Here is a 26,511-nt window from a genome sequence, read left to right as displayed (position 1 = left end):
GGCCGGAGGGGGCGGGGCGGTCAGATGACCGGCGGCCTGCCCAGCCTGGTCAGCCGCCACACCGTCCGCCACTTCATGGGCCGCCGGTGTCCGGCAGGCTTGCGCACGCCCTCCGCGAACCCGCCGAACCAGGCCTTGAGGCCGCCGAGCGAGCGGGTGCGCAGGAGGGTGACCGCGATCCAGACGCCCAGGTGGACGGGGACGAGGAGCAGCGGAAGGTTGCGCCGGACCAGCCAGACCCGGTTACGGGCCGTGACGCGGTGGTATATCGCGTGCCGGGCGGGCGAGGTCTTGGGGTGCTGGAGCAGCAGCTCGGGCGCGTAGAGGATCTTCCAGCCGGCGTCGGTGGCCCGCCAGGCGAGGTCGGTCTCCTCGTGCGCGAAGAAGAACTCGGCGGGCCAGTCGCCGGTCTCGGCGAGCATGGCCATGCTCAGGGCGTGGCCGCCGCCGAGGAAGCCGGTGACGTACCCGCCCCGCATCGGGTCCGATGCGCCGACGCGCGGGACGTGCCGGCGCTGGGTCTCGCCGTGCTCGTCGGCGATGCGGAAGCCGACGATGCCGAGGCACGGATCAGCGGCGTACAGGTCCCGTACGCGGCGCAGTACATCCGCGTCGACGAGGAGCCCGTCGTCGTCCAGCTCGACCACGACGTCCACGTCGCCGTACTCCCTCAGCCGGGCGAGGGCGACATTGCGACCGCCGGGGCAGCCGAGGTTCTCGTCGACGTCGATCGTGGTGACCTCGCCGGGCAGGGAGAGACGGTGCGCGAAGTCGGGAAGCTCGCAGCCGTTGCCGACGATCACGATGCGGGTGGGCGCCACGTCCTGCTTGGCCACCGACTCCAGCAGCGCGTCGACCTCGGCGGGCCGGTTCCCCATGGTCACCACGGCAACGGCGATCCTCGGCTCCACCACAGCCCCCACGTCCACCACGTCCCTCACTCCATCCGGCACTCGACACGGCCGCGTCCCGTCCAGGGCGCGGGCCCGTCGTTCACCTAGATGTTGCCTCAGGTGCGGGCGTTGCTCCGACGCCACCTCATTTTGCTTCGCTTTTATGCCGGTTCTGCGTAAGCATGTTCCGCGGGTCCGGTCGTGACCGAGCGCCGGTTCCACATGAGTCGGTTCAACCGCGGCGGTTTCAGCCGCGCCGGTTCTCCCTGCGGCGGTTCTCCCTGCGGCGGACGAACTTGAGCCCGGACCAGTCCTCCCCCAGTGCCGCGACCTTCACATCCACGACGCCCAGCGGGAGAAAGAGGTCACGGAGGGCGTTCTCGGTGACGTCGCTGACGTGGCCGGCGGCCTTGCGGGGCCAGGCGATCCAGAGCATGGCGTCGTCGGCGAGGTCATGGACGAGGGTCGCGGTCTCGGCGGCGAGCTCGGCGTGGCTGCGGTAGAAGGCCACGGTGACGTCGGCGTCGCGGGGGCCGCCGGGGGCGAGGTGGACGCCCTCGGGGAGTCCGGTCACGTCCCAGCCGGCCGGGGCGTGCCGCAGCCGCACCCGGTGGCCGGGCTTGACGCCGAGCTTCTTGGCGAGGGGGGTGCCGGAGTAGCCGCCGCCGGTCGCGGCCGAGTCGCTCACGGCCTCACGGTAACCTCGGACCGGACCCGTCCCCGGTCGGAATCACCTCACCTGGAGGAAAAGCCGTGCCCTTCCGCTGTGCCGTACTCGACGACTTCCAGAACGTCGCGACGACCCTTGCCGACTGGTCGGCACCGGCACCGGTTCCGGGCGAGGAGGTGGAGATCGTCTCCTTCACCGCAGCCGTCCCGACCAGCCCCGTCGTGCGCTCTGAAGACCAGCTACTTGGCTACTCGGTGGCGAAGAAGAGATCGTCGGCGGTGGTGGCGTGGACCGCGTGCTGCGACCAGGTGGTGAGCTGATCGAGGTCGGTGCAGGATTCGACGCGCTCGCGGACGGCGTCCGGCACAGGGATGCCGCGCCATTCCAGGATGCGGAGGGTCATCTCGGCCCGGTCCGCGACCCGGCCCTCTTCACGGCCTTGTTCGCGCACCTCCCTGTGCGAGGGGGTGTCGCCAGAAGTACTGCATCGCGGTCATGAGGTCCCTCCACACTCGCTGTGCCTGAGAGTCTGTCAGGCACGAGTCGACGAACTGCACGAGCGCTGCGGCGCTGTCGCGGTCGATGGTCCGCAGGGCGGCTGCCAGTGATTCCAGTATGGCGGGGGCCTGCCGCCCCCGGCCGTGTGTCATCGCGGAAAGCACCGCAAGGGGTACGTCCCGCTCGGCCTCCAGCCGGGTGGCGATGACGGAAACGTTGTCCGGGCCGAGAACGAATGGCCGCACGGTCAGCGAAGGCATGCCCCGCACACCGAGGTGGATCGGCTCTGCCGCCCAGCGGGCCGTGGCACTGCTCTGAGTGACGACGATCAGCACCGGTTCACAGCGGTACTTCTCGTACAGGTGGCTGAGGTAGTACGGCCAACTGCCGCGCTTCCTCTCGTCGGGCTTGCCCTGCGACTCCACGACCAAGAGGTAGCCCTCCTCGTCGGTCTCGGCCGCAGCAGCGTGTCCACGCGCCGCTCGACGGGCTCGATCTCGGTGAGGTCGACGTTCATGGCAGCGAAATCGTGAGGCGCCGGGAAGGGCACGGACAACACCTGTTGCACCTCCGCGAGAGCGACACCCCCGCCACGGTCCTCACCACCACCCCCGCCGCCCTCGCCCACCTCCTGTCCGGCATATGCCGGCTCGGTGCCCCCGTTCCGTCAGAGGACGCGGACGTTGGTCGCGTTGTCCCAGAGCATGTCGGCGTTCGGGCCGCCGATGGAACCCCTGCCATTCCCGTTGTAGACGAACACCTGGAAGTCGATGGGCCGCAGGAGGTCGGAGAGTCCGTCGCCGTTCACATCACCCGTCGCGATCACCGGCTCGTCGCTGGGCCAGGCGTAGGGCAGCTTCTTGCGCGCCACGAAGCCGCCCTTGCCGTTGCCCGGGTACAGCCACAGCGCACGTGATCCGTCGCGGGCGACCAGGTCGCCCTTGCCGTCGCCGGTCATGTCGCCCGGTGAGGCCATCTGGTTCAAGGCGTTCCAGCCGCTGCCGGCGATCTTGCGGGCGCCGAAGACGCCGTTGCCCTTGCCCGGATACAGCCACAGCTTTCCGGCGGTGTCGCGGGCCAGCAGATCCCTGCGGCCGTCACCGGTCAGGTCTCCGGCCGCGCTGATCTCGCGCATGGTGTTCCAGCCGCCGCCGACCTTCTTCCGCGTCCCGAAGGTGCCATCGCCCCGGCCCGGGTAGAACCACAGCACCCCGGCCCTGTCACGGGCGTACAGGTCCTCCTTGGCGTCCCCGTTGTAGTCACCGTGCCGGACCAGTTGCGTCATGGCGTTCCAGCCACTCCCGACGAGCTTCCCCTTGGTGCTCCCGTCGGCGTTGCCGATGCCCGAGAGGAACCACAGCCGGCCGTCAGCCGCGCGCTCCAGGAGATCGGGACGCCCGTCGTTGTTCAGGTCCCCGAACTGGGCCACGTCGGGCAGTCCCTCCGGTCGCTTCTCCTCCGGCTGGCGGTACCAGTCCATCCAGGGGACGCCCTGGACGACCTCGTACTCGGTGGTGGCGACCCGGATCGAGCTGATCTTGTTGTCGAACGCGCCGCCGAACGCACCGCCGGTGAGCTCGATGGCCCCGTTGTGCGGGCTGATGAGCAGCGTGTCACTGCCCGTGTACTTGGCGCCGGTGTACGCGACTGCCCACTTCCCGCTGTTGTTGACCAACGACGAGGTCTTGTTGTCGAAACCGCTCAGGGCTGCCTGGCTCGACGAGACGATCTTCATCTCGCCCTTGTACTGGCCGTACTGGAAGAGGCACAGCTTCCCCGAAGGGCAGCGGGCCGAGTTGTCCGTGGCCGCCGCCTGCGGGGCCGTGCTGACCAACGTGGCCATGGACGCGGCGACGGCCACCGCGACGCCGAGGGTTCGGCGGGCGGCGGCACGTCCCGGCGAGGAGAGTTCGCCAGGGGCGCGGCGGCCCAGGAAGATGCGAAGCATGGTCGGTCTCCGTTCGGTCCGGAAGATCGGGCCCGGAGGTTCGGGACCTGATCCGTCGGGAGGAAGGTGGGATGCGGCCCGTGGGCGGCAGCGGTACCGAGAGCGGCAGCGGCAGCGCTCCGAGGGCCGCTCAGAAGAGCAGGACGCCTGACGTGCCGGGCGGAAGAACGGAACGCCTGACGTGCGGGGCAGCGGGTCAGAAGACCAGGACGCCCGACTGCAGGCTGCCGAAGACGCTCGCGGCTTTGAGGCCACCGCCCGCCGCGCCGGTTCCGGGGTAGACGCGCAGCGAGGCCTCGCGCGGGTCGTGTGCGATCAGGTCCGGCCGTCCGTCACCGGTGATGTCGCCCAGGCCGACAAGCTCGGTGAACCTGTTCCAGCCGGCTCCGATGAGTTTGCGGGTGCCGAAGCCGCCCTTGCCGTTGCCGGGGTAGAACCACAGCTTCCCGGCGGTGTCGCGGGCCACGAGGTCGGCTCGCCTGTCGGAGTTCATGTCGCCCGCGCCGACAAGCTCGTTCATGGCCTTCCAGCCGCCGCCGACCTTCTTCCGTGTCCCGAAGGAACCCTTGCCGTCTCCCGGATACGTCCACAGGGTGCCCGCACGGTCGGCGGCGAGCAGATCGGCCCTGCCGTCACCCGTCAGATCACCGGCGGCCGCGACGTCGCGCATGGCGTTCCACCCGCCGCCGACCCGCACGCGCGTACCGGAGGTCCCGTCGCCCCGGCCCGGGTAGAACCACAACACCCCGGCCTTGTCACGGGCGTACAGGTCCTCCTTGGCGTCCCCGTTGTAGTCACCGTGGCGGAGCAACTGCGTCATGACGTTCCAGCCGCTCCCCACGAGCCGGGTCCTGCCCGCGCTGCCGGACGCGTGGGACGTCCACAGCTGCCCGTACTTGTTCCGGGACAGGAAGTCGGCGTACCCGTCGCCGTTCACATCGCCGAAGGCCCCGTGCTCGGGAAGCGCGGCAGGCCTGGGCTTGGGCTCGCTGTCCCACTGGTAGACCGGGTACCGGCTCTCACCCGCGCAGAACCGGTCCGCTTCGGGCCCCAGGTCGAGCGAGCTGACCGTGTTGTCGAACTCGGGCGTCGCGCTCTCGTCGAAAGAGCCCTGCCCCGGGTAGGAGTGGGTGCCGCCCTCCCGCGGGTCGAGCCCCGCAGCGATGGTGAAGCACACCGGCCAGTCCGTGTAGTTCGCGTAGGAGCTGATGCGGTTGTCCCACGCGCCGAGGTTCAGCATGCTGCCCTTGACGACCAGCATCTGCCCCTTGCCCAGCGGATCGCTGAAGACACAGAGGCTGCCCCACGGGCAACGGTCGTAGCCGCTCGCGGCCTGGGCGGGCACGGTGACGGCGGTCGCGATGATTCCGGCTGCGACACCGGCCGTCAGGGCGCCACGAAGGACATGCGGAAAAGTCGGACGCACTCAGTTTCCCCCGGGGTGCGCTGTGCCCGGGGCGCACATGCCTCGGACGTGTGAATGTTGTGTGCATGATAGACGCATCGTGACCCTCGAACGCGCGCATAGAGCCGTCAACGGCCCTGCAGGTCCGGGCCGTTGAGGGGCCAAGGGCCTGGTGTGTATTTTGACCTTCGCTGTGTACGTTCTGTGCCGGGGGGAGCGAACATCACCGCCGCATGTCTGCCGCCGACGTCCTGACATCGTCCGGCCGCAGACCGCTCGGGCGCGGGTGGTCGCAGATCGCGCGGCGCCCGAGGGCGGCGCGCGGCTGCCCCGACCGGACTGATCCCGATGCCCTCTTCTCGCCCTGGAGGCCGTGTGGCCCGCCGTACCCCCGCCCGTCTCGTCGTCGCCGCGCTCGCGGTCCTCGCCGTGACCACCGGCCCCCTCCCGGTCGCCGCCCCGGCCGCCGCGGACGGGAACACCGGCACCCCGCTCGCGGCGGAGAAGGTCTTCCAGTCGGACCGCTACGTCCCGCGCCGGGACCTCACCCACTCCGCCGGTCCGAGCGGATATCTGCATGCCCAGGAAGGCCGTTCCGGCTTGCTGTGGACGTCGTACGCCACCGGTACGACGACCGAACTGGGCGCCCTGTCGCAGGCCGCGATCCCCGGCTCCCTCGGATCGTCGTCCGACATCGTGACCGAGGTCGTCTCGCGCACCGAGAAGGTCGTCCTCAGGGACATGGCCGCCGGCACCACCACGGACGTCACCATCACGCACGGCGCGTACTGGGCCACCTACGGCGCCCATGTGCTGACCCAGGCGCGGGACGCCGACGGAAACCGGGTGCTGTGGCTGTACGGCGGCGACGCACCGGCCGGCGGCACCCTCGTCGACGGCTGGCCGACCGGCGTCACCGCCAACTTCAACGTCCTGGCCGGCGACAGCGGCACGGCCGTCGTCAGTTACGCCCTCGGCAGCACGCGCCACCTGGCACTGGTCGACCTGGCCGCGGCGAAGGTCACCGCCGACGTGACGGTGGCCGCCGCGCCGACCGCCGTCGCCCTGAGCGCCGACCGGCTGGTCTGGTACGCGTACGGCGCGACGGCACACGTCCTGGACCGTGCCGACCTGTCCGCCGCCGAGACGACGGTGACGCTGCCCGGCACCGAGGGCACCCCGCAGCTGGGCATCGCCGGCCGCTGGCTGGTGGTCGCCCGTTCCGTGCCGTCGCAGCCCGGCAACCTCGTCGACAAGTCCGGCGAGCCGCTGAGCGCCGTCCCCCTCTCGGGCGGCGACCCGGTCACCCTGCTCCGGCACGCGAACACCTCGCTCACGCCGACCCCGGACGGCGGCCTGCTGACCGTGGGAGGCGCGGACTCCGCGCACTGGGCGGTGCGCAGGGTCACCGACACGGGCGCGGGGACGCCGACCCTGACGGAGGTGACCGCCGTGCCGCCGGCCGCCGCCTGGATCGACCACCTCTCCCTGCAGAACGGCACCCTGGCCACCGACGAGAGGGACAGCAGCTTCCTGAACGCCTACTACACCCGCCCGGTCTCCGCCGACGGAACACCGGGCACGCCGGTCCGGCGGACCTGGAAGCACCAGCAGTCCGGCCCGTACGCCACCGGTGACGGCCGCGCGGTGGAATTCGTCGCCGGCGGCGACCCCGACGGCGGTTCGTCCGTGGGTTCCATCGACCGCTCCGACACGTCGGGCTTCTTCTACCTTCCCTCAACCTCCGGCAGCGTCCTGGACATCAGCGGCCGCTACGCGGTCGTCAACGGCTCCTCCCCCGCCAGGCAGTACGTGGGCGACCTCGGCGCCTACACCGACCTTCAGCCCGTTCTCACGCGTTCCGTCACGGCCGCCTCGGTGTGGGGAACCGAGCTGTGGACGCCGGGCGCCACCACCGGCACGGTCACCGCCAAGGACCTGAAGACCGGCAGGGCGACCGCCACCGTGAGCACCGGCGCCCCCTGCGTCCCCACGGAACTGCAGGTCGTGGGCCGCTGGATCTACTGGTCCTGCGGCACCACGGCCGCGGCGGGCGTCTGGGACCGTACGGCGAAGAAGAACATCCCCGTCCCGTCCGGCGAGGCGCTGCTCGGCGACGGCTACCTCGTACGCCACGACACCTCGGCCGGAGCGCTCCTGCTCACCGCCTTCGCCGACGGCACGGCGGCCACCCGGAAGATCGGCGACCTCGCGGCGGGCGACGCCGGCCAGCGCGGGGTGACCTGGACGGTGGACAAGTTCGGCGGGCCCGCGGCCTACGTCGACGCCGCCCGCCGCATCCACCTGGTGCCCAGCGGGGCCGCCACCCAGCCGCTCGGCGTCATCGAGTCCGAGACGACCGACAACGCCGCGGAGAGCGGTGCGGCCACCGCCCCGTGGTGGCAGTGGCGCGGGCTGCTCTCCAAGCCCGCCGCCTCCTGGACGGCCACGCTCACCAGCAAGGCCTCGGGCCAGGTGGTCCGTACGTACACCGGCGGCGAGGTGGACGGCACGCTCGCCGTGCGATGGAACGTACGCGACACGGCGGGCGCGCTCGTGCCCAACGGCACCTACACCTTCAAGCTCACCGCCCCGCCCGCCGACGGCTCCGGTCCGCCGCTGACCGTGTCCCGCACGATGACCGTGTCCACCGGGTCCGCCGTGCGCCACGACTTCACCAGCAGCGGCTCCAAGGCACCCGACGGCATCGGCGACGCCCTGACCCTCTCCCCGTCCGGGGTGGTCGGATACCGGCCCGGCAACGGGGCGGGCGGCTTCAACGCGGCGATATCCGCCTCGGGTTGGCCGTCCACGGTGACCCTCGTCCCCTTCGGCGACCTGAACGGCGACCGCAGGGGCGACATCCTCGTCCGGTTCGGCACCGGCGAGCTGCGCGTGTACGGGACCCAGCGCGGCCAGGCCTTCACCCCCGGCACCCCGCACACCTCCCTGGGCACCGGCTGGAACCAGTACAACGTACTGACCTCGCCCGGCGACCTCAACGGCGACGGCCTGGCGGACCTGATCGCCCGCAAGTCGTCGAGCGGTGAAGTGTTCCTCTACAAGGGCACGAGCACGGGGAAGTTGTCGGCGCGCGTCCGCATCGCGGCGAACTGGTCGGCATACAAGAAGATCGTGAGCGTCGGCGACTTCGACGGCGACGGCCGAGGCGACCTCCTCGCCCAGGACAGTGCCAACACCCTGTGGCGCTACTCCGGCAACGGCGCCGGCGGCTTCACCCCCCGGGTGAAGGTGACCGCCGGCTGGGGAGCGTCGTACAACGTCGTGGCCGGCGTCGGCGACATCACCGGCGACGGCAGGGCCGACATCATCGCCCGTGACACCTCGGGCAACGTCTGGCGCTACGCCGGCGACGGGAAGGGTTCGTTCGGCGCCCGCGTGAAGATCGCCACCGGGTGGGGGGCGTACAAGGGCGTCTTCTGACGGCACCGCGGCACGACGAAGCTCCGGACGACGTCGGCGACTTGACCGGTCACCGGCGTCCGGAGCTTCGATGCGCTCGTCACGCTGCCGCACGGCGGCGGACGGTGTCGCCGGAGACCGACGGCGAAGCGCGCTTCGCCGTCCTGCGGGTACCGGGCCGGCCCCTCGCGGTCGCGGCCACGGCCCCTCGCGGTCGCGCCGGGCCGGGGCCGCGCCGGGCGGCGCCTCACACCCGCCCGGCGGGCACTCCGGATCTGCGGGTGGTCAGGGGCGGCCCAGCGCGCGGTACTCCCAGCCCGCGCTGCGCCACTGTGCGGGGTCGAGGGCGTGCCGTCCGTCGACGATCCGGCGCTGGGCCACCACCGCGCCCATCGCCTGCGGGTCGATCTCCCGGAACTCGGCCCACTCGGTGAGCAGCACCACGACATCCGCCCCGGTGGCCGCGGCGAGCACGTCCGTGCCGTAGGTCAGCTCCGGGTAGGCGCGCCGGGCGTTCTCGGTGGCCGCCGGATCGATGACGGTCACCTGCGCGCCGGCCTGGTGCAGGGTTCTGGCCACGTCCAGCGCCGGAGCGTCACGGATGTCGTCGGAGTTGGGCTTGAAGGCCGCGCCCAGCGCGGTCACCCGGATGCCGGCCAGCTCGCCGCCGGCCAGCTCGCGGACCAGGTCCACGGTGCGGGCCCGGCGCCGCTGGTTGATGGCGTCGACCTCGCGCAGGAAGGAGACGGCCTGGCCGACGCCCAGTTCCTCGGCGCGGTGGCTGAACGCCCTGATGTCCTTGGGCAGGCAGCCGCCGCCGAAGCCGAGGCCGGGCTTGAGGAAACGGCCGCCGATCCGGTCGTCGTAGGCCAGCGCCTCGGCGAGGCCCGTGACGTCGGCGCCGGTCGCCTCGCAGACCTCCGCCATGGCGTTGATGTAGGAGATCTTGGTGGCGAGGAAGGAGTTGGCGGCGACCTTGACCAGTTCGGCGGTGGGCAGGTCGGTGACGACCACCGGGGTGCCCTGGGCGATCACCGGGGCGAAGGCGGCGCGCAGCTGCTCCTCGGCCCACTCCGAGGTCGTACCGAAGACCAGCCGGTCGGGCCGCAGGGTGTCGTCCACGGCGTAGCCCTCGCGCAGGAACTCCGGGTTCCAGGCGAGTTCGACGTCCGTCCCGGCCGGTGCCGTCCGCTGGACGAGATCGGTCAGCCGGGCGGCGGTGCCCACCGGGACGGTGGACTTGCCCACCACGAGGGTGCGCCGGCGCAGGTGCTGGGCGAGTTCGCCGACCGCGCTGTCGACGTAGCGCATGTCCGCCGCGTGCGAGCCCGGCTGCTGGGGGGTGCCCACGCAGATGAAGTGGACGTCGCCGAACTCCCCGGCCTCGGCGAAGCTCGTGGTGAAGCGCAGCCGGCCGGTGTCGAGGGCCTTCGCGAGCAGCTCCGGGAGGCCGGGCTCGAAGAAGGGCACCTCGCCCGAGTTGAGCCGCTCGATCTTGTCCGGGTCGACGTCCACGCCGAGGACGTCGAAGCCCAGGACGGCCATGCAGATGGCGTGCGTGGCGCCGAGGTAGCCGGTGCCTATGACGGTGAGGCGGGGAGCGTCTGTCGTGGTGCCGTCGCTGTGCGCGTCGTCTCTGTGCGCGTCGTCTCTGGGCGCGTCGTCCGAAGAGGTCACGGTGGTCTCCAGGGGTGTGTCCGGGCGTGTTCGCCCGCCGCACGGGCCGGTGGCGGCCTGCGGAAGCGGGGAACCGGGGTAACGGGGGAAGCGGAAGGCGGGGAAACGGGAACTGTCAGGAGGTGCAGGCGGTGTTGGCGAGGCCGTCGGCCGCGTCGTTCGCCTTGTTGTCGCAGGTGACTTTGTTGCCGTCGGACGTGAGGTGGAAGCCGTAGCCGGGCCCGTCCACGTTCGCGGTGTTGCCCCGGAAGGTGTTGCCGGTGCCCCAGCCGTTGACGATCTGGTGGGTCTGGAAGCCGTCCTGCGGTGAGTGGCTTCCGGTGTTGCCCTGCAACAGCCAGCCGTTGCCCTTCACATCGACCCAGGAGTCGTTGTTGTGGGAGCCGCTCAGTTTCGATCCGTCGAAGGTGTTGTCCATGACCTTGCCGTCGCTGGTGCCCTCCTTGATGTCGATGGACTCGGCGGTGGTGTCGCTGATGTGGTTGCCGAGCACGACGTTGCGGTCGCTGGTGTCCGTCTTGCAGTTGCTCACGGTGCACCAGTTGGACTTGGCGGTGCCGATGTAGATGCCCTCGCCGTACTTCTCGCGGCGCAGCCCGGTGGTGCGGACGGTGTTGCCCCGGACCATGTTGTCCGAGCTGAAGTCGCGCAGGTGGATGGCCTCGTCACCGATCTGTTCGACGGTGAGCCCCTGGATGACGGTGCCCACCACGCCGTCCGCCATCACGCCCTTCTGCGCGTCACGGACCGTGAAGCCGACCAGCCGCCAGTAGGCGACGTGGTTGAGGTGGAAGGCGTAGCCGTCGTCGGTGCCGCCGCCGTCGATGACCGCCCCGGAACCGCCGCACAGGAAGATCGGCTTGGCTTCCGTGCCGGAGGCCTCCGCGGTGAAGTTGCCGACGTAGGTGCCGTTCGCCAGGGAGATGCTGTCGCCGGGCTGCGCCTGGGCGAGGGCCTGTTCGAGCGTGGCGGCGTTGCTCACCTTGATGGCGGACGCCGGGCAGGTGACCGCCGAGTCGGGTACCGAGCCGCTGGTGGCCTGCGAGGCCGGGGCCGTGGCGGTGCCCGACCGGGACGGCAGGACCGACGGGTCGGCCTCGCCCGCGGGCACCTCGGTCGCCGAGGCCCTGGGCCCGGCGGTGACCGCCCCGGCCGTCACCCCCGGTTCCCCTCCGCTGCCACCCGCCACGGCCACGACGAGTGCGGCCAGGGCGAGCAGGAACGCGCCCGCGGCCAGCCAGACGGCCGGCTGCCGGAATCGGCTGCCCCCGGGGGTGGGCGGTGGGGTCGACGGCATGGTCGGTGTGGAAGACATGGGCGGCAACTCCGGTCCGTCCGGTCGGGCAGTCGGCTGAGGCTGTGCGGGGCGGGCTGTTCGGGGCGGGTTGTGCGGGCGGGCTGTGCGGGCCGCCCGCGAGGGGCAGGGGTCAGCGGGGCGGGGGGCCGGCCGGGGCGGACTGCGGGGTCAGGGCGCGCAGGGTGGTGGTCTCCGCGTCGTCCTTCGTGAACCAGCCGAGCTGAGGTGTCTGACGGACGGGAACCTCCTTGACGGCGCCGGCCAGCGGCCGCTTGTCCTCGTACGGGTGGCTGCCCGGCATTCCGCGTCCGGCGCGACGGCGCCCGCGGCGGCTCTGGCTCCGGCCCAGCACCGCCGAGAACAGGATGAGCAGCAGCATGCCCGCCCAGAGCAGGGTCATGGGACTGGCGTAGTGCCGGAACTTGATCCAGAAGGAGCTGGTGTCGTGCCAGGCGAACGTCTGGTTCTGCTTGACGGTGATACCGCCGTGCGCGCGGGTGGTGTCCACGGCGCTCGGGCCGACCCCCGAGATGACGTTGTACGAGATGAGGGACTGGTCGACCGTCCCGACGAGACTGATCCCGTGGTTGGTGCCGTCCTGGATGGTGTTGCCGCGTACCTCGCCGACCGAGTCCCGTATGTAGATGCCGGTGTCGGTGCTTTCGACGATGTTGCCGGTGATCGTCGCGGCGGTCACACCGTCGCGCACCGAGATGCCCTGTCTCGACTGGCCGCTGAGATGGTTTCCGGTGATGGCCACCTTGGTGGCGTCCTTGCGGGCCACGATGCCCATGTCACCGCCCACTACACGGTTGTTCTGCACGCCCACGTCCGTGCCGCCGAAGATCTCGATGCCGTAGTGGCCGTTGTCCTCGGCGGTGCTGTCGGACACGGAGTTGGAGCCGTAGCTGCTGATGGACTCACCCGAGGCCGAGGGGCCACTGGCGAGCGGCCGGCCGCTGAGCGTGAAGCCGTTGCCGCCGTTGCCCGTGGCCGTGGAGCCACTGATCCGGACCTGCTCGGTGGCGCGGGCCAGCACGAACCCGTCACCGCCGTTGTCCTTGGACACGGTCCGCTCGACCACCGCGTTGGTGACGAACCGGTGCAGGACCACGCCGTGCTCCAGGCTCTTCTGCACGGTGCTGTCGCTGATGCTGACCCCGTTGGCCCCGGAGATGAACATGCCGTACGCGTTGCCGGTGAGGGTGGAGTGCCCGATCTCGGCCGAGACGTAGGACAGGCTGGGTACGGAGAACCGGGTGTCCGGCGTGGCCAGCGATCCGGAGGGCTGGGCCACCACGTCACCGCTGCTCGCGTCGGAGTCCGAGGACGCCTTCGAGTCCTTGATGTTGCCGGTGTCGGGGCGGTCGGTCCCGGTGAGGCTCAGGCCGCCGGTACGGCCGCTCCAGAAACCGAGATCGCTGATCTTGGCGTACGTCATGGAGAACTGGCCGCCGATGGCGCGGATGTAGGCACGGCCGTCCCGTACGTCCGTGTCCGGCTTCTTCTTCTTGACGTCCCAGGCGGTGATCCGCATGGGCGCCTGCGGGGTGCCCTCCAGGGTGAGCCGGCCGCCGAACGACACGATGCTGACGAAGCCCTTGTTGCTGCTGGCCATCCGCAGCGTCAGCCCGCCGGGGTTGGACAGCTTCAGCTTGGCCCCGGCGTTGAGGTAGAGGTTCTCCGTCAGCAGATAGGAACCGTCCTGCTCGCGGACGAAGGTCTGCGGGGCCAGTTCGAGGAGGTCCGAGACGGTGTAGGCGTTGCTGCGCTGGGTCAGGACCAGGGTGTAGCCGCTGCCGGTGTCCAGCCGGTACGGCGCCTTCCACTGGCCGCCCTTGAGGGGGGCGACGGCGGCCACCGCGCGGACCTGGTCGAGGCGGTGGTCCTCCGCGGCCACGAGCGCGGTCTCGTTCTCCGCGTCCGTGGCGTTGACCTGCGGCTTGTCGTCTGCGTCGGCGGCCGGGGCGCCGGAGGCGGAAGCGAGGAGCGCACCGGCGGCGAGGGCCAGTACGACCGCTCCGCGCAGGCCGGCCAGAAGGTGATGACGTGTCATGACTGCACCTCTGCCAACGAGGCCGCGGCGGTGCGCGTCGGGGCGCCGAGCGACGCCGAGTCCTGCCCCTCGCCACCGACGCTGTCGCTGGTGCGGGTCAGCCAGCCCTGCTTGTTCATGGTGACGAAGGCGAACAGCTTGATCGGCAACGAGATCATGATGACGACGAGGGCCAGCACCGGCAGCAGCAGCACCTCCTGCGGATGTCTGCGCAGATGGGAGTACCCACGGATACCGCGTCCGACGAGCAGCCAGATCAGCACGAGGACGATGCCCCGGCCGGTCATCTCCAGGCGGCTGAAGAGCAGATACCCGAGCGCCATGCCCATCGTCACCGGGGTCAGCAGGATCTGCAGTACGGTGATCTTGGTGACCAGCGGGACCCGCCAGAGCCAGCCCTTGTAGACAGCGGTCAGATAGCAGCGGTAGGAGTTCCGGCTCCAGCGCACCCGTTGCTTGACGAACGCGCGGAACGAGGAAGGGAACATCGACATCGCCCGCGCGGAGGACTGGTGCACGGTCTTGTATCCGGACGCCAGCACCAGCCAGGTCAGCCGTCCGTCGTCGCCGGCGACGCAACGCCGGCCCAGGAAGAACTCGTCTTCCAGGTTCTCCAGGACGGGCTCGATCGCGGCCCGCCGATAGGCCGCCGTACGGCCGGACAGACAGGCCACGGCACCCGCGCGGCCCATGGCCGGGACGTAGTCGTAGTAGCGGAGGTTGACCAGCCAGTCGGCGACGCGCCGCCAGATGCTGGTCGTGCGCTGGTAGACGTTCTGCTGGGTGCCGACGCCGCCGACCGTGGGATCGACGAACGGCATCTGGACCGCGGCCAGCAGGCCCGGCTCCCAGCGGGTGTCGGAGTCCACCAGCACCACGAGTTCGCTCGTCGCGGCGCGGATGCCCACACCCAGCGCCGACCGCTTGCCGCGGTGCTCGAACGCCAGCACCCGCACCCGCGGATCCTGCACCTCCGCCAGCCTGCGCAGGACCTCGGTGTCGTCCACGTCCGGGACGATGATGATCTCGGTGGGATCCTGGGCGAGCCAGGTGTCCAGGCAGTCCACCAGGATGTCCGCGTCCTCGCGGTACGCCGGGACCACCACGGACACCGTGGTCCGGTAGTTGTTCACCACGGGCTTGGCGAACCGGGAGAGCACTGCCCGATAGAGCCACAGCCCCCAGACGAAGACGCCGGCGATGCCCAGCGGCATCACCTCGCGCCATGACGTCTCGGCGGTCACCGTGACTATCCATGACCAGAAATCGTCGAAGAAGCTCGACACGAACCCAGACCCCCCAGCCGGAGCGGTGCCCAAACACATGGGCGAAATGTGCGATGTTCGCGGTCTACACGGCGAAATCTAGGGCCGAAACGATCCCTCTCGGCACACGGGCAACGCAAAGTTCACCTGCCACATCCACAAAACGTTCACAAGAGGAGCGCCCCTCCAGCGAACGACCGGCCGCCGCACCATACACATCAAGTGCTCGCCAGACCACCTGATGGTCCGTCACCTTCAGTGCCTCGCAGGGAACTTGCACCCACACCCAACGGGCGCCACCCCCCTCCCCAACCCCTCCCGACCGAGCCCCTCACGCCCTTCGCGCCCTTCACGAAAGCAAAGTGGTTGTGATGTACATCACAGGCCAGAAATTGGCGTTGGCGAACACATGAAACCCACAGCTCACCGAACCGCCACCTCACCCGCAACTCCCGGTAAGCCGAAAACCGAAAGCTGAGGACCCGAAAGCGGAATCCCGAGAGTCGACGCCCGAGACTCGGGGCCCGAAAGCCGAAGCCCGAAACCCCGGTTGCCGGGAGTACTCGCCGGCCGCGAACGACGGCAAGGCCACCTACGAGACCGGCACCTACCAGGGGGCACCCAGCGGCTGGCCACCTCCCGGGTGGACCGCCAGGACATCACAGGCGTCGACCAGTCCAACACCTACTCCCACGACGAGGCGGGCAACGCCCTGTCCGTCCCGGACACCTCCCGCTCCGGCACCGACAACCAGTGCTTCGGCTGGGTGACGGTGTTGGCGGCCAGACCGCCCGCCTGGGGATAGCCCCGTTCCCTGCACGGTGCCTCCTTCACCACCCTGCGTACCGAACTCGCCGCGGGCGACCTGCGCCCCCTCTTTCTGGCCTGGCTCTCCGCGCTCACCCGCTGGGAGCTCGAGGAGGACGTCTACGAGGACACGTACACCCACGCCGTCGAGCCGCCCGTACCCGCCGGCCTTGCCCAACTCAGCGGCCCACAGCAAGCCTTGGCGGACTTCTTTCACGTCGACCCGCATCTGCTCACGGCGGCTGCCCGCGCCGGCGGTGCCACCCCTTCCCAGGCAATCGATAAGGACGCACTCGCCGCTGGATCCGCGCGCTGCCGCAACGTGACAAGGACGTCCTCTCCGGTGGCCGTACGTCGACCTGGAGGCGGACGGGCGCCCCCCTCGACCCGCGCGCCGACTACGAGGAGTTCAAGGAGCTGCTCGCCGAGGCCGGGATCGATGACCGCCGCCTGTACGACGGGAGCCGCCACACGGCCGGCACGATCCTGAACGAGCTGGGCGTCGACATGCCCACGATCACGGAGATCCTGCGGCACACACAGATCAGCCAAACGAGGCAGTACGTGAAGGGCAGATCACATCTGTCGAAGGGCGCGATGCGGCGTATGGGCGAGTTCTTCGTGCCTACTCCCCCGGCGCCCGATCCGGGCCCCGCTGAGACCAGAACTGAGACCGTCGACAGCCGCGCGGCCCCGCGCTCAGCGCCGCATCCGCATCCGCATCCGCATCCGCATCCGACAAAAGCAAAAGCCCCAGGTCACGGCGAGTGAGTCCTGAGGCTTTCACAGAGCCGCCTTCGGGATTCGAACCCGAGACCTACGCATTACGAGTGCGTTGCTCTGGCCATCTGAGCTAAGGCGGCGCGCTGTCCGCACCATGGTGTGGTCAGCAACGTCGGTAAGTCTACACAGTTTCCGGGGGTGCTCCGAACAGGCCCAGGATGCCCCGTTTCCGGGCTGGCACCGGCTGCTACTTGCAGCGCTTTCCCTCCGCCGGAGGGGTCCCGTGGAGCAGATATGTGTCGATCGCGGAGTCGATACAGGCGCTGCCGCGGCCGTAGGCGGTGTGGCCGTCGCCCTCGTAGGTGAGGAGGCGGCCCGAGGTGAGCTGCTGGGCGAGGGACCGGGCCCAGCGGTAGGGCGTCGCCGGGTCGCGGGTGGTGCCGACGACGACGATCGGGGCGGCGCCCTTCGCCTCGATACGGTGCGGCTCACCCGTGGGCCTCACCGGCCAGTACGCGCAGTTCAAGGAGGCCCAGGCGAGGCCCTCGCCGAAGACCGGGGACGCCTTCTCGAAGGACGGGAGCGCCTTTTTCACCTGGCCGGAGGTGGAGAAGGCCGAGGGGAGGTCGAGACAGTTCACTGCCGCGTTGGCGGCCATCAGGTTGGCATAGCGGCCGTCGGGGTCCCGCTCGTAGTAGCCGTCGGAGAGGGCGAGCAGGCCCGCGCCGTCCTTCTCCTTGATCGCCGAGGTCAGCGCCTGGCGCAACTGTTCCCATGTGCTCTCGTCGTACATCGCCGCGATCACGCCGGTGGTGGCCAGTGCCTCGCCGAGCTTGCGGCCGTCCGGGTCGCCGGTGGGGATCGGGTGCGCGTCGAGTCGGCGGAAGAAGGCCTTGAGGTTCTCACCGACCTTGGCGGGAGCCGTGCCCTTCCGGCCGAGCGGGCAGTCGGACCGCCGGACGCAGTCCTTCGCGAAGGACTGGAACGCCGTCTCGAACCCCGCCGTCTGGTCCAGGTTCAGCCGACGGGCGGGCAGCGACGGGTCCATCGCGCCGTCCAGGACGAGCCGGCCCACCCGGTCGGGGAACAGCCCCGCGTACGTCGCCCCGAGGAACGTCCCGTACGACGCCCCCACGTACGTCAGCTTCCCGTCGCCCAGCACCGCACGCAGTATGTCCATGTCACGGGCCGCCTCCACGGTGGAGACGTGCCGCAGCAGCTTCGGCGAGTGCGCGCCGCAGCCCTCCGCGAACTCCTTGTACGCATCGACGAGTTCGACTGTCTCGCGCTGGTCGTCGGGGGTGGTGTCCGTCTGCGTGTACGTGTCCATGCGGCGCCCGTCGAGGCACTTCACGGGCTCGCTGCGGGCCACGCCTCGCGGGTCGACGGCGACCATGTCGTATCGGGCCCGCACCTCGGCGGGGTAACCGATCCCCGCGTACTGCTGGAGGTAGCCGACCGCCGAGCCGCCCGGCCCGCCCGGGTTCACCAGCAGTGAGCCGAGCCGCCTGCCCGGGCCCGTCGCCTTCTTGCGGGACACCGCGAGCCGGACGTCACCCGCTCCGGGCTGGGCGTAGTCGAGCGGTGCCTTCATGGTGGCGCACTCGAAGCCGGGTACACCGCAGCCGCGCCAGCTCAGCTTCTGCCCGTAGTACGGCGCGAGCGCCGACGGCGTGGCCTGCGGCAGCGCGACGAGCGCCGCCACCGCCGTGGAACCGGCGGAACTCGTCGGCCCCGCGGCGGAACAGCCGGAGACGAGCAGCGCGGCGAGCGAGAGGAGGGTGACGCCGGTGCGGGACCTGCGAGGAGAGCGCCTGATGTACATCCAGCGAGCGTAACTCTGAGCAATGGCACGAACGCCGTACGTACGCGAACGGACACGGACGAGTGACACCGTCAACCCGAGACCGACGTCGGCTCAACCCACTCGTCGCCACCCACGCCGGGCGCGCCTGACAGGGGTGCGCTTGACAGGTCAGCCCGCTCGTCGTCCGCCTCTCCCCCACCCACGGGCGCGGGTGGTGTGTCAACCCGCTCTCAGTGCCATCGTCATCGCTTCGACCGCCAGCAGCGGAGCCACGTTGCGGTCGAGGGCCTGTCTGCACCCGGCGATGGCATCGATACGGCGGAGGGTGGACTCCGGCCCGCTGCTACGGGCGAGCCGCTCCAGTGCGTCCTCGGCATCCGCGTTGGCGATCGCGATGCGGGAGCCGAGCTGGAGGGCGAGCACGTCACGGTAGAAGGCGGTCAGGTCGGTGAGGGCGAGGTCGAGGCTGTCGCGCTGCGTACGTGTCCTGCGGCGCTTCTGCTTGTCCTCCAGGTCCTTCATCACGCCCGCGGTGCCGCGGGGCATCCGACCGCCCTGGGACGCGCCGAGCGCCGCCTTCAGCTCCTCGGTCTCCTTGCCGTCCATCTCCTCCGCGAGCTGCTTGGCGTCCTCGGCTGCCGCGTCGACCAGCTCCTGGGCCGCCCTGAGACAGCCGCCGACGTCGTCGACGCGCAGGGGCAGCTTCAGTACGGACGCGCGGCGTTCGCGGGCGGCGGGGTCGGTGGCCAGTCGGCGGGCCCGGTCGACGTGCCCCTGCGTGGCCCGGGCGGCGGCCGCGGCGACGGCCGGCTCGATGCCCTCGCGCCGGACGAGCATGTCGGCGACGGCGTCGACGGTTGGAGTACGCAGATTCAGGTGCCGGCAGCGGGAACGGATGGTGGGCAGCACATCCTCCAGGGAGGGCGCGCAGAGCATCCAGACCGTCCGCGGGGCGGGCTCCTCGACGGCTTTCAGGACGGCGTTGGCGGACTTCTCGTTCAGCCGCTCGGCGTCCTCGACGAGGATGATTTGCCAGCGGCCCGTGGCGGGCGAGGTGTACGACTTGCGGACCGTGTCCCGCATGTCCTCGGCGAGGATCTGCGAACCCACGGCGGCGACGGTGCTGACGTCGGCGTGGGTGCCGATCAGCGCCGTATGGCAGCCGTCGCAGAAGCCGCAGCCCGGGCCGCCGCCGAGCGCCCGGTCCGGGCTCACGCACTGGAGCGCGGCGGCGAAGGCCCGCGCCATCTGGCTGCGGCCGGCACCGGGCGGGCCGGTGAACAGCCAGGCGTGCGTCATCTTCGACGCCTCGGGGGGCGGCGTGGCGGTGGTGGCCGCGGTGACGAGCGCGTCGGCGTCCCGAGCGGCAGCGGCCAGCTGCTCACTCACCTTCTCCTGCCCGACGAGGTCGTCCCACACGGTCATGCCTCACGCCGCCCTTTCGTCACGTTTCGCGTTGCGGCTTCCATTGTGCGGGGCGCCACTGACAATCGAGCCACGGTGACGTCGCCGTCCCGCCCACGACCGGCGGCGGGACACTCAGCGACGCCGGACCGTTCAACGGCGGCGGCCCCGCCCCCGGCCCTCGTCGTTCCCGTCCTCGTCCCGGCGCGGTCCCAGCAGCTCGTCCGCCAGCGTCGGCAGGTCGTCCAGCGGGGTCTCCTCGGCCCAGTCGGACCGGGGTCGCTGCCGGGGCGTCCCCTCCTCGTCGACCTGCGGCAGCTCGCGCGTGTGGTCGTCGGCCCCGTCCGGACGCGTGCCGTCGGGCCGCGCCCCGTCCCGCTCGCCCCGCTCGTCGCGGAAGTACCCCGGCGGCACCCGGTCCGAGGGGCTCCGGTCCCGCACCGGAGGCAGCACGGCCGTCTCGTCCTCGGGGCCCGCTGCGCGCACCGGAGGCAGTACCGCCGTCTCGTCCCCGGCGCCCGGCGGGATCGAGGGCTGCGGCAACTCGGCCGTCACCTCGGCGTCGGTTCCTCCCGCGGCACCCGAAGGCTTCCCGGACCCGGACCCGGACGCCTTGCCGGACGGCCGCGACGGCCGCGCGGGCTCCTCGGGCTCCTTGTCCATCCGGATGGGCGGCAGCACCGCGGTCTCGTCCACCGGCCCGCCCGACGCGTTCGTCGGAGTCACCACCGGCGTCGGCACGGTCACCGCTTCCGGCGGAGCCGCCGGAGCGGGAGCCGCCGTGGGGCGCGCACGCTTCGGCCCGACCTGGGCCGCCGCGGCGGCCTGTTCGGCCGCGCGCCGGGCCTGCTCGGCCCGCAGCAGCGCTTCCTCGGCCTTCCGCTGCTTCTCCAGGCGCCGGGTCTCGGCTTCGGCGCGCAGTCGCGCCTCCTCCTCGGCCTGCTTGCGGCGCCGCTCCTCCTCCGCCTTGCGGCGGGCCTCCTCCTCGGCGCGGGCCTTCTCCTCGGCGAGGAGCCGTACCCGCTCCTCCTCGGCACGCCTGCGTGCTTCCTCGGCGCGCAGCCGCGCCTCCTCGGCCTGCCGTTCGGCCTCGCGCCGCTGCGCCTCCTCCAGCTCGCGGCGCTTGCGCTCCTCCTCCTCGGCACGCAGCTTGGCGAGCTGCTCCTGGCGCTCGCGTTCCAGGCGCTCCTCCTCGGCCTTTCGGGCGGCCTCCTCCTCGGCCTTGCGGCGGGCCTCCTCCTCGGCCTTCCTGCGCGCCTCCTCCTGGGCCTTGATCTCGGCCTCGGACAGGGGCAGCAGCTGGTCGAGCCGGTGCCGGACGACGGTGGTGACGGCCTCCGGCTCCTGGGCCGCGTCGACCACCAGGTAGCGGCCCGGGTCGGCGGCGGCCAGCGTGAGGAAACCGGAGCGCACACGCGCGTGGAACTCGGCCGGCTCCGACTCCAGACGGTCCGGCGCCTCCGTGAAGCGCTCGCGGGCGGCCTCCGGAGACACGTCCAGCAGGACCGTCAGATGCGGGACCAGGCCGTCGGTCGCCCAGCGTGAGATCCGCGCGATCTCGGTCGGGGACAGGTCACGGCCCGCGCCCTGGTAGGCCACGGACGAGTCGATGTACCGGTCGGTGATCACCACCGCGCCGCGCTCCAGAGCGGGCCGGACGACCGTGTCGACGTGCTCCGCCCGGTCCGCGGCGTACAGCAGCGCCTCCGCGCGGTGCGAGAGCCCGGCGCTGGAGACGTCCAGCAGGATCGAGCGCAGCCGCTTGCCCACGGGCGTGGCCCCCGGCTCACGCGTGAGGACGACCTCGTGGCCCTTGGCCCTTATCCACTCGGCGAGCGCCTCGGCCTGCGTGGACTTGCCGGCGCCGTCGCCGCCCTCCAGGGCGATGAAGAAGCCGTTCCCGGCCGGTACCGGCACGGGGTCGTCGCCGCCGAGCAGCGCGTCCCGCAGGTCCTGCCGCAGGGGCACGCCGGAACGGTCGTCGACCTTGGCCAGCACCAGGGCGGCCACCGGCAGCAGCAGCGCACCGACCAGCATCAGCGTGAAGGCGGCCCCGCCGTGGGCGAACACGAACTTGCCGTTGTCCAGCCGGTGCGGCCCGATGAGCGCCGCCACCAGGGGGGCGATCACCGCGCCCAGCGCCACCACGACCCGTACGACGACGTGCAGGTGCTCCGTGGTCCGCGCCCGGCGGTGTTCCTCGGTCTCCTGGTCGAGCAGTGCGTGCCCGGTGTTGGCGGCGACGCCCGCGCCGATGCCGGCCAGGGCCATGATCAGCAGCACGCTGGTGACGTCCGGGACCAGACCCGCGGCCAGCAGCGCCACGCCGGTGAAGGCGATGGCCAGCGCCAGCAGCCGGCGCCGCGACAGCGACACCAGCACCTTCGGTGCCGTACGGATGCCGACGACGACCCCGCCGGTCAGCGCGACCACGAGCAGCCCGTACAGCACCGGACCGCCGCCCAGGTCCTTGGCGTGCAGCACGGACACGGCGACGGCGGCGGAGACCGCCGCGGCGACGGCGGCGCAGGCGAGGATCAGCAGCGGGATCGCGCCGGTGCGGCCCGCGTCGACGCCGGTGGCGGTCCGGGGCCGGCGCAGCCCCTCGAGCGGCGACCGCGCGCGCGGGGTGCGCACCCCGGGCAGTTCCAGGAAGGTCACGATGGACAGCGATCCGGCGAAGAGTCCCCCGGCGACATACGAGGCGAGGGCCGCCTGGTGCTGCCCGAACCAGTCGATCCCGGCGCCCAGGAGATTGTTGAACAACGACGCGACGACCAGAGTGGCCGCGCCCAGCGGGATCGTCACGAAACCCGTGCGCAGCGACAGTCGGCGCAGGGCGTCCATGTGGTCCGGCAACGGCCGTACCGTCGCGCCCTCCAGGGGCGGAGCGGGCAGCAGGGCCGGGGACGCGCTTTCGCGGGCGACCGTCCAGAACCGCTCGGCCACCCCTGCCACGAACACCGTGACAAGCAGCAGGGCCGGTGCGTCGTCCGGCGTCCAGTCGATCCACAGGGGCGCGACGATCAGCAGCGCGGCGCGCACACCGTCCGCGCCGACCATGGTCCAGCGGCGGTCGAGCGGTCCGTCCGGCGAGGTCAGTGACGTCAGCGGGCCCAGGAGGACGGCGCCGAAGAGCAGGGTGGCCAGAATGCGCACGGCGAAGACGGTCGCCACTGCGAACGCCACGCCCCGGTAACCGCCTCCGAAGGAGCCCTCCACGATGGCGGCTTGGAGCACGAGGAGGACGCACACCAGGAGGGCGAGTACGTCTCCCACACCGCTCACCAGCTGTGCGCTCCAGAGCCGTTTGAGCTGCGGTTCGCGCAACAGGGCGCGCACAGCGCGCTCTCGGGAGTCCGCCACCAGGGCGTCGTCCGGTGCCGGGTGGTGGGCCGTTGGCTGCTCGGCTCGCGTCATGCTTTCAGCCTATCGGCCGCGACTGACACCCCGGGGCCCGCGTCCACACGTACGACCGCCCCGACACCAAAGTGATGCCGAGGCGTTGGTTTCGCGAATGACCGTGCGGGAACGGTGGCGCGATCAGTCGTGCGATCAGTCCTCCGACGCGGTCGGGGTAGCAGCCGCCTTCTTCGCGGCCGTCGCCTTCTTCGCCGTGGTCGTCTTCTTCGCGGTGGTGGCGGTCTTCTTGGCGGCTGTCTTCTTCGCCGGGGCCGCCTTCTTCGCCGTCGCCTTCTTCGCGGGCGCCTTCTTGGCCGTCTTCTTGGCCGGCGTCTTGGCGCGCTTCTCGGCGAGCAGCTCGAAGCCGCGCTCCGGGGTGATCTCCTCGACGCTGTCGTCGGAGCGCAGGGTCGCGTTGGTCTCCCCGTCGGTGACGTACGGCCCGAAGCGTCCGTCCTTGACGACGACCGGCTTTTCGCTGACCGGGTCCGCGCCCAGCTCCTTGAGCGGCGGCTTGGCGGCGGCCCGGCCACGCTGCTTGGGCTGGGAGTAGATCTCCAGCGCCTCTTCGAGGGTGATCGTGAAGAGCTGGTCCTCGGTCTGCAGCGACCGCGAGTCCGTGCCCTTCTTCAGGTACGGGCCGTAGCGGCCGTTCTGCGCGGTGATCTCCACGCCCTCGGCATCGGCGCCGACGACACGCGGCAGCGACATCAGCTTGAGGGCGTCCGCCAGCGTCACCGTGTCCAGCGACATGGACTTGAACAGCGAGGCCGTACGCGGCTTGACGGCGTTCTTGCCGGTCTTGGGGGTGCCCTCGGGGAGCACCTCGGTCACGTACGGGCCGTAGCGGCCGTCCCGGGCGATGATCTGATGGCCCGTCCCCGGGTCGGCGCCGAGCTCGAAGTCGCCGCTCGGCTTGGCGAGCAGCTCCTCCGCGAGTTCGATGCTCAGCTCGTCCGGGGCCAGGTCCTCGGGCACGTCCGCGCGCTGGTGGCCCTCGGAGTCCTTCTCGCCGCGCTCGATGTAGGGGCCGTAACGGCCGACCCGCAGCACGATGTCGTTGCCGACCGGGAACGAGGACACCTCGCGCGCGTCGATCGCGCCCAGGTCGGTCACCAGCTCCTTGAGGCCGCCGAGGTGGTCGCCGTCGCCGTTGCCGGCGTCGGCTGCCGGGGCGACACCTGCGCCGGCGCCCTCGCCGAAGTAGAACCGCTTCAGCCACGGCACGGCCTGCGCCTCACCGCGGGCGATGCGGTCGAGGTCGTCCTCCATCCTGGCGGTGAAGTCGTAGTCGACCAGCCGGCCGAAGTGCTTCTCCAGGAGGTTGACCACGGCGAAGGACAGGAAGGACGGCACGAGTGCCGTGCCCTTCTTGAAGACATAGCCGCGGTCGAGAATCGTGCCGATGATCGACGCGTACGTCGACGGGCGGCCGATCTCGCGCTCTTCGAGCTCCTTGACCAGGCTGGCCTCGGTGTAGCGGGCCGGGGGCTTGGTGGCGTGCCCGTCGACCGTGATCTCCTCGGCGCTGAGGGCGTCGCCCTCGCCGACCTGGGGCAGCCGGCGCTCGCGGTCGTCCAGTTCGGCGTTCGGGTCGTCGGCGCCCTCGACGTACGCCTTCAGGAAGCCGTGGAAGGTGATCGTCTTGCCGGAGGCGCTGAACTCGACGTCCCGGCCGTCGGCGGCCGTGCCACCGATCTTCACCGTGACGCTGTTGCCCGTCGCGTCCTTCATCTGGGAGGCGACCGTCCGCTTCCAGATCAGCTCGTAGAGCTTGAACTGGTCACCGGTCAGGCCCGTCTCGGCAGGCGTGCGGAAACGATCGCCCGAGGGGCGGATCGCCTCGTGCGCCTCCTGCGCGTTCTTGACCTTGCCGACGTACGTGCGCGGCTGGGGCGGCAGGTAGTCGGCGCCGTACAGCTGCGTGACCTGGGCGCGGGCGGCGGTGATCGCCGTCTCGCTCAGCGTCGTGGAGTCCGTACGCATGTAGGTGATGAAGCCGTTCTCGTACAGCTTCTGCGCGACCTGCATGGTGGCCTTCGCGCCGAAGCCGAGCTTGCGGCTGGCCTCCTGCTGGAGCGTCGTCGTACGGAACGGCGCGTACGGCGAGCGGCGGTAGGGCTTCGACTCGACGGACCGGACGGCGAACCGCGTGCTGTCCAGGGCGGCGGCGAGGGCGCGGGCGTTCGCCTCGTCGAGGTGGAGGATGTTCGCGCTCTTGAGTTGTCCGAGGGAGTCGAAGTCGCGGCCTTGCGCGACCCGCCTGCCGTCGACGCTCTGGAGGCGGGCGACCAGCGACGACGGGTCCGACGAATCACCGGCGCGGCCGGTCGCGAAGGTACCCGTCAGGTCCCAGTACTCGGCAGAACGAAACGCGATGCGCTCGCGTTCCCGCTCCACGACGAGACGCGTGGCGACGGACTGGACCCGGCCTGCCGACAGGCGCGGCATGACCTTCTTCCACAGCACCGGCGAGACCTCGTAGCCGTAGAGGCGGTCGAGGATGCGGCGGGTCTCCTGGGCGTCGACGAGCTTCTGGTTGAGCTCGCGCGGGTTGGCGACGGCGGCCCGGATCGCGTCCTTGGTGATCTCGTGGAAGACCATCCGCTTGACGGGGATCTTGGGCTTGAGGACCTCCTGGAGGTGCCAGGCGATCGCCTCGCCCTCCCGGTCCTCATCGGTGGCGAGGAAGAGCTCGTCGGACTCCTTGAGCAGTTCCTTGAGCTTCTTGACCTGGGCCCGCTTGTCGGCGTTGACCACATAGATCGGCTGGAAGTCGTGTTCGACGTCCACACCGAGGCGGCGGACCTCACCCGTGTACTGGTCCGGCACCTCGGCGGCGCCGTTGGGAAGGTCGCGGATATGCCCGACGCTGGCCTCGACGATGTAGCCGGGGCCGAGATAACCCTTGATCGTCTTCGCCTTGGCAGGCGACTCGACGATCACGAGTCGGCGGCCGCCGTGTGCGGTCTCGCTGGTCGGGGACAACTTCGCTCTTCTCTCCGGTCGACGCTGGGGCCTCCCCAGGCCTTGCTCCCGGGGTCGGGTCATGGGGACGCTGCGGAGTGTGACGGTACATCCCGCCCCCGTGTCAAACGGGAAAAGCCCGCAACGGCCACTCGAACGGTAACCCGACTACCGCCATTCCTGCCGCCCGGAGTACCGACCGGCCCTTTTCCGTACGACCGGATCACGCCTACCTCTCTACCGGCGCGGCCACGCTCACGCGGTTCGAA

General features: G+C 71.0%; 14 protein-coding genes, 1 tRNA gene and 2 pseudogenes. 3 read left to right on the top strand and 14 right to left on the bottom strand.

Features of this window, described 5'->3' with window-relative positions; all coding sequences use genetic code 11:
- Window positions 1-20: 20 nt before the first annotated feature.
- The 5 genes and pseudogenes from ACFWBB_RS05505 to ACFWBB_RS05485 all read right to left on the bottom strand — a co-directional run bounded on the left by ACFWBB_RS05505 (window position 21) and on the right by ACFWBB_RS05485 (window position 5,435).
- Window positions 21-914, bottom strand: a complete 894-nt coding sequence (locus tag ACFWBB_RS05505) for a glycosyltransferase family 2 protein (protein ID WP_385267475.1) — start codon at window positions 912-914, stop codon at window positions 21-23.
- Window positions 915-1,140: 226 nt separating this feature from the next.
- Window positions 1,141-1,581: a DUF3052 domain-containing protein gene (locus ACFWBB_RS05500; RefSeq protein ID WP_385267293.1), complete on the bottom strand. Its 441-nt coding sequence runs from the start codon at window positions 1,579-1,581 to the stop codon at window positions 1,141-1,143.
- 229 nt (window positions 1,582-1,810) lie between these two features.
- Window positions 1,811-2,629 (bottom strand): annotated as a pseudogene (locus ACFWBB_RS05495) (hypothetical protein); the annotation flags it as partial.
- A 99-nt stretch (window positions 2,630-2,728) separates the two neighbouring features.
- Window positions 2,729-4,009, bottom strand: coding sequence for an FG-GAP-like repeat-containing protein (locus ACFWBB_RS05490; protein ID WP_385267291.1), 1,281 nt, complete (start codon window positions 4,007-4,009; stop codon window positions 2,729-2,731).
- A gap of 196 nt (window positions 4,010-4,205) precedes the next feature.
- On the bottom strand, window positions 4,206-5,435 hold the full coding sequence (locus ACFWBB_RS05485) for an FG-GAP-like repeat-containing protein (RefSeq protein WP_385267289.1): 1,230 nt from the start codon (window positions 5,433-5,435) through the stop codon (window positions 4,206-4,208).
- 354 nt (window positions 5,436-5,789) lie between these two features.
- Between ACFWBB_RS05485 and ACFWBB_RS05480 the strand changes: the two genes are divergently transcribed.
- A complete protein-coding gene (locus ACFWBB_RS05480; protein WP_385267286.1) occupies window positions 5,790-8,858 on the top strand; it encodes an FG-GAP-like repeat-containing protein in 3,069 nt (1,022 codons plus the stop codon).
- Between the two features lie 264 nt (window positions 8,859-9,122).
- Here the strand turns inward: ACFWBB_RS05480 and ACFWBB_RS05475 are convergent, their stop codons facing one another.
- The 4 genes from ACFWBB_RS05475 to ACFWBB_RS05460 all read right to left on the bottom strand — a co-directional run bounded on the left by ACFWBB_RS05475 (window position 9,123) and on the right by ACFWBB_RS05460 (window position 15,153).
- Window positions 9,123-10,421 carry a UDP-glucose dehydrogenase family protein gene (locus tag ACFWBB_RS05475; RefSeq protein WP_385267472.1) on the bottom strand — a complete coding sequence of 433 codons (1,299 nt, stop codon included), beginning with the start codon at window positions 10,419-10,421 and terminating at the stop codon, window positions 9,123-9,125.
- Between the two features lie 208 nt (window positions 10,422-10,629).
- Complete coding sequence (locus tag ACFWBB_RS05470; protein ID WP_385267283.1) at window positions 10,630-11,829, bottom strand: hypothetical protein; 1,200 nt, start codon at window positions 11,827-11,829, stop codon at window positions 10,630-10,632.
- A 112-nt stretch (window positions 11,830-11,941) separates the two neighbouring features.
- Window positions 11,942-13,867, bottom strand: a complete 1,926-nt coding sequence (locus tag ACFWBB_RS05465) for a right-handed parallel beta-helix repeat-containing protein (protein WP_385267280.1) — start codon at window positions 13,865-13,867, stop codon at window positions 11,942-11,944.
- Complete coding sequence (locus ACFWBB_RS05460; protein WP_385267277.1) at window positions 13,864-15,153, bottom strand: glycosyltransferase family 2 protein; 1,290 nt, start codon at window positions 15,151-15,153, stop codon at window positions 13,864-13,866. Before ACFWBB_RS05460 ends, ACFWBB_RS05465 begins: the two co-directional genes overlap by 4 nt.
- 622 nt (window positions 15,154-15,775) lie before the next feature.
- Between ACFWBB_RS05460 and ACFWBB_RS05455 the strand changes: the two genes are divergently transcribed.
- The gene (locus ACFWBB_RS05455) at window positions 15,776-15,937 is read left to right on the top strand and encodes a hypothetical protein (protein WP_385267274.1); all 162 of its coding nucleotides are present in this window, start codon (window positions 15,776-15,778) and stop codon (window positions 15,935-15,937) included.
- Window positions 15,938-16,302: 365 nt separating this feature from the next.
- Window positions 16,303-16,717: pseudogene (locus tag ACFWBB_RS05450) on the top strand (tyrosine-type recombinase/integrase); the annotation flags it as partial.
- A gap of 11 nt (window positions 16,718-16,728) precedes the next feature.
- Here ACFWBB_RS05450 and ACFWBB_RS05445 read toward each other — a convergent pair.
- The 5 genes from ACFWBB_RS05445 to topA form a co-directional block, all read right to left on the bottom strand.
- Window positions 16,729-16,802, bottom strand: a tRNA-Thr gene (locus ACFWBB_RS05445).
- Window positions 16,803-16,909: 107 nt separating this feature from the next.
- The gene (locus ACFWBB_RS05440) at window positions 16,910-18,487 is read right to left on the bottom strand and encodes an alpha/beta hydrolase (RefSeq protein WP_385267272.1); all 1,578 of its coding nucleotides are present in this window, start codon (window positions 18,485-18,487) and stop codon (window positions 16,910-16,912) included.
- Window positions 18,488-18,688: 201 nt separating this feature from the next.
- Window positions 18,689-19,894, bottom strand: a complete 1,206-nt coding sequence (locus ACFWBB_RS05435) for a DNA polymerase III subunit delta' (protein WP_385267270.1) — start codon at window positions 19,892-19,894, stop codon at window positions 18,689-18,691.
- Between the two features lie 132 nt (window positions 19,895-20,026).
- Window positions 20,027-23,293: a dTMP kinase gene (gene tmk, locus ACFWBB_RS05430; RefSeq protein ID WP_385267268.1), complete on the bottom strand. Its 3,267-nt coding sequence runs from the start codon at window positions 23,291-23,293 to the stop codon at window positions 20,027-20,029.
- 135 nt (window positions 23,294-23,428) lie between these two features.
- Window positions 23,429-26,263 carry a type I DNA topoisomerase gene (gene topA / locus ACFWBB_RS05425; protein WP_385267265.1) on the bottom strand — a complete coding sequence of 945 codons (2,835 nt, stop codon included), beginning with the start codon at window positions 26,261-26,263 and terminating at the stop codon, window positions 23,429-23,431.
- Window positions 26,264-26,511: the final 248 nt, after the last annotated feature.

Source organism: Streptomyces sp. NPDC060000 (genome assembly GCF_042737375.1).
Lineage (GTDB): Bacteria > Actinomycetota > Actinomycetes > Streptomycetales > Streptomycetaceae > Streptomyces.
This window is presented reverse-complemented; position numbering and strand designations above follow the sequence as displayed.

Bases quoted from the DNA above. Each gene is read 5' to 3' on its own strand.
- ACFWBB_RS05490 (WP_385267291.1), bottom strand. From the start codon at position 4,009: ATGCTTCGCATCTTCCTGGGCCGCCGCGCCCCTGGCGAACTCTCCTCG.
- ACFWBB_RS05470 (WP_385267283.1), bottom strand. From the start codon at position 11,829: ATGTCTTCCACACCGACCATGCCGTCGACCCCACCGCCCACCCCCGGG.
- ACFWBB_RS05465 (WP_385267280.1), bottom strand. From the start codon at position 13,867: ATGACACGTCATCACCTTCTGGCCGGCCTGCGCGGAGCGGTCGTACTG.
- ACFWBB_RS05440 (WP_385267272.1), bottom strand. From the start codon at position 18,487: ATGTACATCAGGCGCTCTCCTCGCAGGTCCCGCACCGGCGTCACCCTC.
- ACFWBB_RS05435 (WP_385267270.1), bottom strand. From the start codon at position 19,894: ATGACCGTGTGGGACGACCTCGTCGGGCAGGAGAAGGTGAGTGAGCAG.
- tmk (WP_385267268.1), bottom strand. From the start codon at position 23,293: ATGACGCGAGCCGAGCAGCCAACGGCCCACCACCCGGCACCGGACGAC.